At 49.7% G+C, this 793-nt stretch carries 1 protein-coding gene; it reads left to right on the forward strand.

Going from position 1 to position 793, the window contains the following annotated elements; genetic code table 11:
- Positions 1-186 precede the first annotated feature (186 nt).
- The gene (locus tag TW83_RS17915) at positions 187-768 is read left to right on the forward strand and encodes a hypothetical protein (RefSeq protein WP_045984149.1); all 582 of its coding nucleotides are present in this window, start codon (positions 187-189) and stop codon (positions 766-768) included.
- The last annotated feature ends 25 nt before the right edge of the window (positions 769-793 follow it).

The following is a 793-nucleotide window of genomic DNA, read 5'->3' on the forward strand; positions in this document are numbered from 1 at the left end:
CCCGGCCCTTCGGGCGGAGCCTCGCCTTCGGCAAGGCAGCACCGCGATACAGAAACGGCAGAATAAGAATCAAAGCAGAAAAAATATGGCGCAGGTGATGCTTCGCATCCCTTGCGCCATATTGGTCCGCAGTTATTATCAAAGCAATGTCTTTTGAGAAACCTCTATTCAACAGCCGGAAATATTATGATCGACATGAGCCTTGAAAATAAAGCGCATTACTTCATGGAAAAAAGCATCGACTTCGATCCAGCAGTTTTCACAAATGTAGATATGATAAACGCGGCCACCCGTATCATGAGCCACGTGGCAGTTGTCCGAGCCGATACGTTCTGGAAGCCCGAAACTGTTGGTCAAAGCAGGCGATACGGACTCTCGTTCTATCCCAAAGGTCAGAGGCCGATAATTTATCTGAATGTCCTCAAACACAAAGGCGACAAGCTGGAACTGTTCGACACGATCCTGCACGAAGCGTTGCATTGTTCCGCGCTGTATCTGGATCGCCACGACGAGCTGCCAAGCGATGAACAGTCGATAGAATACAGGCTGGAAGAACTTTGCGTGTCGTCTGGCATGAGTAAGCTATATCCCATGCTCAAAATCGCAGACATGCGGGAAGCAAGTCGGCGACAAAAGAAAATCGTAGATCAGTCGATAAAATCCTTGAGGCAGGACATGTCTGAGAATGTCATTGAGGAATGGGTCGCCAAGGGCCAAGAAGCTGCGAATTGGCTTCATAACATCATCAAGCCCGAAACCCGGTCATAGACAGCGATCCGGGCGTCCCCTTCGG

The organism is Paracoccus sp. S4493, assembly GCF_000967735.1.
Lineage (GTDB): Bacteria > Pseudomonadota > Alphaproteobacteria > Rhodobacterales > Rhodobacteraceae > Paracoccus > Paracoccus marcusii.

Coding starts and splice junctions, on each gene's coding strand:
- TW83_RS17915 (WP_045984149.1), top strand. CDS start 187: ATGATCGACATGAGCCTTGAAAATAAAGCGCATTACTTCATGGAAAAA.